The organism is Flavobacteriales bacterium (assembly GCA_013214975.1).
GTDB lineage: Bacteria > Bacteroidota > Bacteroidia > DT-38 > DT-38 > DT-38.
The window spans coordinates 1-10,508 of sequence record JABSPR010000363.1 but is presented as its reverse complement, the minus strand read 5'-3'; the positions used below and the strand labels follow the sequence as shown (position 1 = coordinate 10,508).

At 34.8% G+C, this 10,508-nt stretch carries 10 protein-coding genes; 7 read left to right on the top strand and 3 right to left on the bottom strand.

Annotation, left to right across the window (positions count from 1 at the left end; all coding sequences use genetic code 11):
* The first annotated feature begins 16 nt into the window (after positions 1–16).
* The 7 genes from HRT72_11750 (at position 17) to HRT72_11720 (ending at position 8,089) form a co-directional block, all read left to right on the top strand.
* Complete coding sequence (locus HRT72_11750) at positions 17–2,155, top strand: polyribonucleotide nucleotidyltransferase (GenBank protein NQY68379.1); 2,139 nt, start codon at positions 17–19, stop codon at positions 2,153–2,155.
* Positions 2,156–2,245: 90 nt separating this feature from the next.
* The gene (locus HRT72_11745) at positions 2,246–3,115 is read left to right on the top strand and encodes a sigma-70 family RNA polymerase sigma factor (protein ID NQY68378.1); all 870 of its coding nucleotides are present in this window, start codon (positions 2,246–2,248) and stop codon (positions 3,113–3,115) included.
* 95 nt (positions 3,116–3,210) lie between these two features.
* The gene (locus HRT72_11740; GenBank protein ID NQY68377.1) at positions 3,211–3,864 is read left to right on the top strand and encodes a ribulose-phosphate 3-epimerase; all 654 of its coding nucleotides are present in this window, start codon (positions 3,211–3,213) and stop codon (positions 3,862–3,864) included.
* Positions 3,865–3,875: 11 nt separating this feature from the next.
* Entirely contained in the window at positions 3,876–4,550 is a 675-nt protein-coding gene (locus tag HRT72_11735) for a class I SAM-dependent methyltransferase (protein NQY68376.1), read from the top strand.
* Positions 4,551–4,565: 15 nt separating this feature from the next.
* Positions 4,566–5,969 (top strand): MBOAT family protein, encoded by a 1,404-nt coding sequence (locus HRT72_11730; protein NQY68375.1) that lies wholly within the window; start codon positions 4,566–4,568, stop codon positions 5,967–5,969.
* A complete protein-coding gene (locus HRT72_11725; protein ID NQY68374.1) occupies positions 5,969–6,877 on the top strand; it encodes a hypothetical protein in 909 nt (302 codons plus the stop codon). Before HRT72_11730 ends, HRT72_11725 begins: the two co-directional genes overlap by 1 nt.
* An 84-nt stretch (positions 6,878–6,961) precedes the next feature.
* Positions 6,962–8,089, top strand: a complete 1,128-nt coding sequence (locus tag HRT72_11720) for a hypothetical protein (GenBank protein NQY68373.1) — start codon at positions 6,962–6,964, stop codon at positions 8,087–8,089.
* Here the strand turns inward: HRT72_11720 and thrC are convergent.
* The 3 genes from thrC to HRT72_11705 all read right to left on the bottom strand — a co-directional run.
* Positions 8,086–9,384, bottom strand: a complete 1,299-nt coding sequence (thrC, locus tag HRT72_11715; GenBank protein NQY68372.1) for a threonine synthase — start codon at positions 9,382–9,384, stop codon at positions 8,086–8,088. The two genes, HRT72_11720 and thrC, sit on opposite strands and share 4 nt — an antisense overlap.
* A 12-nt stretch (positions 9,385–9,396) precedes the next feature.
* Entirely contained in the window at positions 9,397–10,326 is a 930-nt protein-coding gene (locus HRT72_11710; protein NQY68371.1) for a homoserine kinase, read from the bottom strand.
* 3 nt (positions 10,327–10,329) lie between these two features.
* Positions 10,330–10,508 (bottom strand): hypothetical protein (locus tag HRT72_11705; GenBank protein NQY68370.1); only part of this gene is annotated, 179 nt, incomplete at its 5' end.

Below are 10,508 nucleotides of genomic sequence, written 5' to 3'. Positions count from 1 at the left end.
TATTAAACCTATTAGAATGGCTAATATTGGAACGAATTATACTTTCGACATGTCCGAAGGTAATTCTGTCACATTAGAGACAGGTAAATTGGCAAAGCAGTCGGATGGCTCGATTGTATTGAAACATAAGAACATGATGTTGTTAGCTACAGTAGTAGCAAGCAGAAATGCGTCTACAATGGACTATTTCCCTCTTTCCGTTGATTACAAAGAGAAATATTCTGCTGCAGGTAAATTTCCAGGAGGATTCTTTAAAAGAGAAGCTCGACCAACTGATAACGAAATTTTAACAAGTAGACTTATTGATAGAGTTCTTAGACCTCTATTCCCGAAGGACTTTATGTGTGAGACACAAGTTCTTGTTTCTTTAATTTCTCATGATAAAGATGTAATGCCTGACGGTCTTGCATGTTTAGCAGCGTCAACAGCCTTGATGTGTTCGGATATTCCTTTTAGCGGTCCTGTTTCTGAAGTAAGAGTTGCTCGGATTAATGGACAACTAACTATTAATCCTTCAAAAGAAGAATTAGACTCAGCTGATATCGATATGATTATCGGAGGTACGTTGAAAGACATTGTAATGGTTGAAGGCGAAATGGACGAAATTTCTGAAGAAGAAATGCTAGAGGCCATCAAATTTGCTCATGAAGCAATTAAAATACAATGTAGCGCACAAATTGAATTAGCTAAAACTATTGAGAAAGCTACCGTAAAAAGAGATTTCGCTGTTGCGGATGTGGATCAACCTTTATTCGATGCTCTTAAATCTGCTTGTTACGACAAGTGCTACGAAATTGCTAAAGAAGGTTCTTCTAAAGCAGAAAGAAGTGTGAAATTTACTGCTGTAAAAGAAGCATTTGTTGCTAGCCTATCTGCAGAAGAAGCTGCTGAGAAAAAAGGTCTTATCAGTGAATATTTTCACGATGTGAACAAAGACGCGGTTAGAACAATGGTTCTTACCGAACGAACTCGACTAGATGGTAGAAAAACGGATGAAATTAGAGCAATCTGGGGTGAGGTGAATTACCTTCCAGGAGCACATGGTTCAGCTATATTTACACGAGGTGAAACCCAAGCCTTAGCAAGTGTTACTTTAGGTAACAAAATGGATGAGCAAATTGTTGATAGCGTTACTTCTTCTTCAAGAGAAAAGTTCATGTTACATTACAACTTTCCTCCTTTCTCAACCGGTGAAGCTAGATTCTTAAGAGGTACTAGCAGGAGAGAAATTGGACATGGAAACTTGGCTTTGAGAGCACTTAAAAGAATGATTCCTGCAGATTCAGCTTATACAATTAGAATATTGTCAGATATTCTTGAATCAAATGGATCTTCATCTATGGCAACTGTTTGTGCAGGTACTATGTCTTTAATGGATGCAGGTATTCAAATTAAGAAGCCTGTTTCAGGAATCGCAATGGGCCTTATTAGCGATGGCAAAGGAAACAACGCTGTATTATCTGATATACTTGGTGACGAAGATCATTTAGGTGATATGGATTTCAAGGTAACTGGTACTAGAGACGGTATTACTGCTTGTCAAATGGACATTAAAATCGATGGTTTACCATATGATGTTATGACCGAAGCCTTAATGCAAGCTAGAGCGGGAAGATTACACATATTAGGTGAAATCGACAAAGTTATTTCTTCACCAAATTCTGAAATTAAAGATCACGCTCCTAGAATTGTTAAATTGGAAATTCCTAAAGATATGATTGGTGCGGTAATCGGACCAGGCGGAAAAGTAATCCAAGAATTACAAGCTGAAACTGGTGCTTCTATTGTTATTGATGAAGTTGATGGTGTAGGTATTGTTGATGTATTTAGCGATAATAAAGAATCTTTAGAAGCAGCTCTAGCGAAAATTAAACTAATCGTAAGTGTTCCTGAAATAGGTGAAGTATATAAAGGAAAAGTAAAATCAATTATGCCTTATGGCGCGTTTGTTGAGATACTTCCTGGAAAAGATGGCCTATTACACATCTCTGAAATTGATCATAAAAGACTAGAAACAGTTGAAAGTGTTCTTAAGGAAGGAGAAATAGTTGAGGTTAAAATAATTGATATCGACAGTAAATCTGGCAAATTAAAATTATCGAGAAAAGTTCTTTTGGATAAACAAGAAGAAACAGCAGCGCCAGTACAGGAATAAAATAATTGCAATTAATTGTAACTTTTTTTTATACCATTCGTAGTCATCGAACTGCACTATAAGAAAAAGAAGAAAAATTCAATACGGTAAATGAGACAGCTAAAAATAACCAAGCAGATTACGAATAGAGAGACGGCCTCTCTTGACAAATACCTACAAGAAATAGGTAGAGTTGATTTGATTACTGCTGAAGAGGAAGTAAAGCTTGCGGTAAGAATTAAAAAAGGTGATCATGCTGCTTTAGAGAAACTTACTAAAGCTAATCTTAGGTTTGTAGTTTCTGTAGCTAAGCAATATCAAAATCAAGGCTTAAGTCTTCCTGATTTAATTAACGAAGGTAATCTTGGTTTAATTAAAGCGGCTCAACGATTCGATGAAACAAGAGGATTTAAATTCATTTCATACGCTGTATGGTGGATTCGTCAGTCTATTCTTCAAGCTTTAGCTGAACAAAGTAGAATTGTTCGTTTACCATTGAATAAAATTGGTTCTATCAATAAAATTGGTAAAGCATTCTCATATTTAGAGCAACAATTCGAAAGAGAACCTACTCCTAGTGAGATTGCTGAGAAATTAGAATTAAGCGAAACAGACATTAAAGAGTCCATGAAAAATGCTGGACGTCACGTATCAATGGATGCTCCATTATCAAATGACGATTCTAGTAGTTCTAACATGTACGAAGTAATGCCTAGTGCGGATAGTCCAAACCCTGAAGGCGGTTTAATTAATGATTCTTTAAGAACTGAAATCGAACGAGCATTAGGAACTCTTACACCTCGAGAGGCTGATGTTGTTAGATTATACTTCGGATTAAATGGAGAACACTCTATGACTCTGGAAGAAATTGGTGAGAAATTTGATTTAACTAGAGAAAGAGTTAGGCAAATTAAAGAGAAAGCCATAAGACGTCTGAAACACGTTTCTAGAAACAAAATTTTAAAAACCTATTTAGGTTAAAAGAAAAGGCCGAGCGATCGGCCTTTTTTTATGCATACGATTTAAGCTGAGACTTCGCCAATAGTTATTATTTTTACTCAAACAAACATAAATAGATGAGCCATTTAATTGCACCTTCTGTTTTAGCAGCAGACTTCGGAAATCTCGAAAGAGATTGCAAAATGATTAATGAAAGTAAAGCCGATTGGTTCCACATTGATGTGATGGACGGAAGATTTGTTCCTAATATATCTTTTGGAATGCCTGTCATCAGTACTATTAGTAAAATAGCTACCAAAACTATGGATGTCCATTTGATGATAGTAGAACCAGACAACTACATCAAGGATTTTAAAAAATGTGGTGCAGATATTCTAACCGTACATTATGAAGTTTGTGACCATCTACATCGAGTACTTCAAGCTATTAAGCAAGAAGATATGCAAGCTGGAGTGGCGTTAAACCCTCACACTCCCGTTTCTTTATTAAAGGATGTAATTAAGGATATTGATTTAGTCTGCCTGATGTCTGTTAATCCAGGTTTTGGAGGACAAAGCTTTATAGAACATACATACGCCAAAATTAAAGAGCTGAAGCAAATTATTATTGCGACTAACTCTAATTGCAAAATTGAAATAGATGGAGGCGTTAATGCTGACAATGCCCCTAAACTGATTGAAGCTGGTGCAGATGTTCTTGTAGCAGGGAGTTTTGTATTTAATTCATCCAACCCTACCGAAACCATCAGTAACCTAAAAAGCATCAACTAAAGCTTATTCGAGTGTCTGAAGAACTAAACCCTGACAATAAGCTTTCTCCTCAAGAGCTTGCGAAGCATTTAAGGCACCCAGAAGGAGAAACGGGAAAAGCGGTAGGAATTCAGATGAATAAGGGAAATAAACACATTTGTCTTAATTCATATAAAATTCTAAATGCCCAAGATGGAGAACGGATTCTTGAAATAGGAATGGGAAACGGTTATTTCATTTCTGATTTATTCCAAATGGCCGACAATATAAAATATATTGGTTTAGATTTCTCCCCTACAATGATTGAAGAAGCAAAAAATATTAATCAAAAATTAATTGATTCCGGAAAAGTTGATTTCATAGAATCTTCAATAGCAACGCTTCCATTTGATGACGATTCAATTGATGCCATTATTACAACCAACACTCTATATTTTTGGCCTAAGCCAAGTGAAAATATTAAGGAACTGCTACGTATTTTAAAGCCAGGTGGGAGAATCCTAATAGGATATCGTTCAAAAAGCTTTATGGATAAAATCGAACTAGCTAATTATGGTTTTACCAAATATGAACAAAAGGACGTAGAGTCACTATTAAGCTCTTCTGGTTGTAGTTATTCAGAAACTACAACGTTAGATGAACCTGAATTGAAATTTGATGGTGAACCTATGAAAATGACAGGATTCTATACAGTTGGAATAAAATAAGAACATGTTAAAATTATGATTTTTAACAGTTTAACATTCTTCATATTTCTCCCTTTAGTTCTTGCCTTATATATTCTTCTAAGGAAAAACAGAATTGCTCAAAATATTTTACTTCTTGCTAGTAGTTATTTTTTCTATGGATGGTGGGACTATAGATTTTTAGGCCTTATTGCCTTTAGCACCGTTATTGACTACTACTGTGGACTTAAAATCAATGAATCTTCCGAAAGGAAAGTCAAAAAGACTTACTTATATATCAGCATATTTACAAACCTTGGACTTTTATGGATATTCAAATACTTTAATTTCTTTGCGGACTCATTCTCGACCTTAGCCAATAATATTGGCCTAGAAACTAGCCCGTTTTTTCTTGACGTGATCCTACCAGTAGGAATCAGTTTTTATACTTTTCAAACATTAAGCTACTCTATAGATATCTATAGAGGAAAATTAAATCCGACCAAAGACTTTATCTCTTTCGCTTCATTCGTTAGCTTTTTCCCTCAATTAGTAGCAGGACCAATAGAACGAGCATCTCACCTCCTACCCCAATTTACATCCAATCGAGAAACAAACTTCCAAAATATTAAACTAGGTCTACAATTTTTCATATGGGGACTATTTAAGAAAGTAGTTGTAGCGGATAACTTAGCGGAGTACGTTAACATTGTTTTTGAAAACCAAGAAACATTTGGAGGAATTAACAACCTCTTAGCTACTTTCTTCTTTGCTTTTCAAATCTATTGCGATTTCTCTGGTTACTCCAGCATGGCTATTGGGCTTGCAAAAATGTTTGGTTTCAACCTAAATAAAAATTTCAATACACCATATTTTTCAACTTCATTGAAAGAGTTTTGGCAACGATGGCACATCTCTTTATCCTCTTGGTTTAGAGATTACGTTTACATTATACTTGGAGGAAACAAAGTAAGTAAAGGACGATATTATCTAAACATCCTAATAACATTTATAGTTTCGGGCATTTGGCATGGAGCAAATTGGACATTTATTATATGGGGAAGCATTCATGGTCTATTTTATCTTTTGGAAAATATTTGGAATAAAGACAAAATACATGATACGTTTTTCAAAAAAATAATTGGCCTAATAACTACCTTCTCAATTACAAGTCTAGCCTGGGTGTTTTTTAGGTCAAATTCATTCTCTGAGGCAATCTCATTCATCTCTAATATCCCTAGTATGACTTATTCTCATGCCATTAAGCCATATAACTTAATTATTGAATTAACTATGATTGGCTTATTGATAATACTTGATTATGCGAAAAACAACAATACTTTAAGAACCATATATAATCAAAGCCTCCTTAGTAAATGGAGCTTTTACTTACTCCTAGTGTCATTGATTATTCTATTTGGGAATACTCGAAGTGAAGAATTTATATATTTCCAGTTCTAATGAAAAAAGAAGCAATATATACAAGCTCATTTTTAATAATCCTTGTGGTTCTAGTATTATCCATTGGGGAAATATTAGAAATAATCACTCTAAACATTGATCCAAATGAACCCAAAATTGAAAAAATATTCAATCTAAAAAACAAGGATTACACCTGTCTAATTCTGGGTAATTCAATTTCACAACAAGCTTTCAATCCGCATATTTTAGATTCCATATTACATGGAAAATCATACAATATGGCAATAGGTGGATCCACAATATTTGAATCCGAATTGATTCTACGACAGTACATTAATAATAATAACAAGCCAAATAAAATTTTATTGGGAATCTATTTAAATGAAAAAGAATGGCCAGATAGAGTACGACCATCAGTTATGGAGAATTTAGATTCGCAGATTATTAAAGATCACATTGAGAATAATATAAATCTTGAAAAATCCAACCTTAACTTCTATAACATAATAAAAATGTTCAGGTACCGAAACGTGATTGAGCATACCCTTAAATTTTTATACGACAAAGATAGATTCAACCATTCTTATGAAAATGGATTCCTTATTCGTAAAAACATTGCTAGACCTGTTACGTCTCACAAACCTAATGTTGCTGGTATTAATATAAAAGCCATTAATAGCCTTATAAATTATTGTCGAGTTCAGAAAATAGAACTCATATTCGTAGAGCTACCTAACCATTTGGCTTTTAACAAAGCGACGACAAACAGGCAGAGAATTCTAAAATTATTCAAAAGTTCAATTGGGAATTGCGAATTCATCATGCTTAATAAACCTAGCGTTTACTTTGATACAGATTGGGCAGGTTTAAATCACCTTAACAATATTGGAGCAAATAAATTTTCTAAAGAATTAGCCACCCATCTAAGCAGAGTGAAGAAACCTTAATTTAAAGTAACAAGCTATTTAACCCTCTGAACCTTGATTTTCAACAATCTATACGTATACTTTTTAATCTACTCAATTAGCTTATTGATACTAGCCAGCTGCAGTAAAAAAAACTATATCGGTAAGCAAGATTTATCCACTGGGATGAACTTAGTTATTCCTGATAGTTCGATTAAAAAAATAAATCAAATAAGAAAAAAAGCAATTAACTATGGACTTCTCTTAAGAACGAAAGACGACTATTCAATTTGTTCCTTAGAGTGTAACAACAAGGTGATTTCTGTTAAAGCCAGACTGAAAGGAGACCATGCTGATCACTTCAAAACCGATAGATGGTCGTATCGAATTATTGCCCTAGATGGTAAAATACTCAATCACAGCAAAATATCCGTGCAAGGAGTTAAGACAAGAGCCTATATCAATGAATGGGTATTTCATAGATTATTAGAACAAGAAGGCCTAATTCATTTACAGTATGAATTTTTTCCATTTTGCATGAACAATACGCATTGTGGGATGTATGCTTTTGAAAGTCATTTTGACAACTACCTTTTAAAAATGGCCAAAAGGAAGAAAGGTCCGATCATGAAATTCGATGAAACTGCCTTTTGGAAATACTACAAGAAATCTGGAGGGAAATGGAATAGAGACAAAATGTTAATGAAAACAGCTCCGATTAAGATTACTAATAAAGATTGGTGTGCCGATAAAAAGAATATCGATATCACGAAACAAGCCGTCAAACTTTTAGATGATTACAGAAAAGAAAAAATTGAGGCGAAAGATGCCTTTGATTTTGAAAAGTGGGCTAAATTCTTCGCTATAAATGAATTAATGGGGAATCGGCATTCATTAAGATGGCATAATTTAAGATTCTATTTTAATCCGAAGACAGAAAAACTTGAACCAATTGGTTTTGATAATGGCTCTACCCTACTTAAAGATGCGGAACTCAATTTATCCAGCAAAGAATTAGAACCATTTCATAAAAGAATGATTAAAGACACAAGCTACCGTGAATTAGTTAAAAAAGAGATGATTCGAATTTCACAAAAGACATACCTAGAAACATTTTTTCTTGTCAATGAAATGGAAATAGATACGCTTGAATCCCTTCTTAGAGATGAAGCTCCTAAATATAAATTCAACGAAGAAGAATTCTATTACTCTCAAAAAAGAGTCTTGAGACAGCTAAAAGAAGTAAAGAATTAGCCTAATAAATAAGTTTTAAAGTCAGCGTAGTCTTTTGACAAAACAGTAGAAACTTTTTCTTTATCGATACAGTCTAACAAAGGCTGTGGAATTTCGATTTTCGTATCTAGTGTTTCTTCCACTACGTCTAAAAACTTAGCTGGATGAGCAGTTTCAAAAAAGATCCCTGTTTTATCTGTGTCACCTAAATAATCTCGCAATCCCATATATCCAATAGCACCATGAGGGTCTAACACGTAAGATGTTCTTTTATAAACATCTCTCATCACTTCACGCGTTTGATCATCCGTATATCTACATCCAGTGATATCCTTAGATATTTCTTCATGCGAGTTATCATACATGTCCATCATTCGCTTGAAATTACTAGGATCGCCTACATCCATAGCATTGGATATCGTTTCTGTAGAAGGTCTCGCTGTATATACTTTTGTATCTAAATATTCTGGAACTATATCGTTAATATTAGTGGCTGCAACTAACTGATCAATATTTAATCCTGTTCGTTTAGCTAAAATACCGGCTGTAATGTGTCCGAAGTTCCCACTACAAATTGAAAAGACTACACCTTTTTCTCTTTGCTCTTTAGTCAACTGACCAATAGCATAATAATAGTAAAACGACTGAGGGATAAGACGAGCAATATTAATTGAATTAGAAGATGACAAATTCATTTTAGCTGTAACCTCTTTATCTAAAAAAGCTTCCTTTACTAGTCTTTGACAATCATCAAATGTTCCTTCGATTTCAACAGCCTCAATATTACCACCCATTGTGGTTAATTGTTTTTCTTGAATATCGCTAACCTTTCCTCTAGGATATAAAATTGTAACACTAATGTTAGGCACGTTAAAGAAACCACTAGCCACTGCCCCACCGGTATCACCAGATGTAGCCACTAAAATTCTAATTTTCCGATTATCTCCTTTTAAGAAGTGCCCCATTAATCTTGAAGTAAATCTTGCACCAATATCTTTAAAAGCTAACGTTGGTCCATGGAATAATTCAAGAGTATTTAGGTTCTTTTCTACATTAACAACGGGTATGTCAAAAGACATCACTTCATCTGTTAAAGCTCTTAACTCATTATCAGGAATATCCCCATCAACATACAATTTGGATACTTCAAAAGCGATATCCTGCAAAGACATTGAACCGAGGTTTTCGAAGAAAGACGCTGGCAATTGAACAATCGTTTCAGGCATATAGAGCCCTTTGTCGTCCGCTAATCCTTTAAGAACTGCCTCTTTTAAACTTGTTGGTTTTACTCCTCCGTTTGTACTATAATACTTCATCGCCAATAAATTTTAATCTAATATTTTAGGTCCGCTTGCATTCACTTTGGAAACATAACCATCCGTTTGTAAGCCTCCTTTTTCAAATCCGACTCTCATTGCACTCATCACTTTATTAGCAATATCCAAGTCGTTAGTTAAAGCAAATACTGAAGGACCAGCACCTGAGATACTGCAACCTAACGCTCCATTAGTTAATGCCGCTGACTTAACTTCATCAAATTGAGGAATGAGAGACCTCCGATAAGGTTCAGCTAAAACATCGACTAGGCACCGGCTTATAAGGTCATAATCAGAATTAATAAGGCCAGCAATTAAGCCTGCTAAATTTGCTGCTTGTTGAGTAGAATCATGCATTGAATAATTTGCTGGCAATACTCTTCTAGAATCAGCAGTATTCAATTTCATATGGGGATATACAACTACACAATGTAAATCTTCAGGAGGAGTAATTTTAATAACTCGTAATGGCTGATAACTCGTAGTAAGAACAATACCTCCTAATAGTGCTGGACCAACATTATCGTTATGAATAGCTTTAGAAGCTATTTGCTCACCCTCAAGCGCTGATGGCAATAACTCTTCAGCCGTTAACGGGTTTCCCATTAATTCATTAGCTGCAAAAACACTTGCAACTGCACTTGCAGCACTAGATCCCATACCGCCACCTGGATTGATTTTCTCAACAATATCAATTTCAAAACCTTGATCAGAATCAATAGTTTTTAAATAGCTCATTAATGAAACACCTGCAGTGTTCTCCAATGGATTAAGAGGCAATTCTATTCCTTCTAAAGAGTTTACAATAGTAATTTTGGAATCGTTCGTTTTGCGAACAGAAACAATGTCACCTGGCTTATCGATAGCCATTCCTAACACATCGAACCCTGAGGCTACATTGGCAATGGTAGCTGGTACGTATACTTTTACACTCTCGTTCAAATCTTAAAGATTAGCTACTTTAATAATTTCAGCAAATACACCAGCAGCTGTTACCTCTGCTCCAGCCCCAGCGCCTTGAATAATTAACGGCTGCGCTTTATAACGTTCAGTTGTAAACAACACAATGTTGTCGCTACCTGCAATATTATAAAAAGGATGATCTGGACCAAATTCTCCTAAAC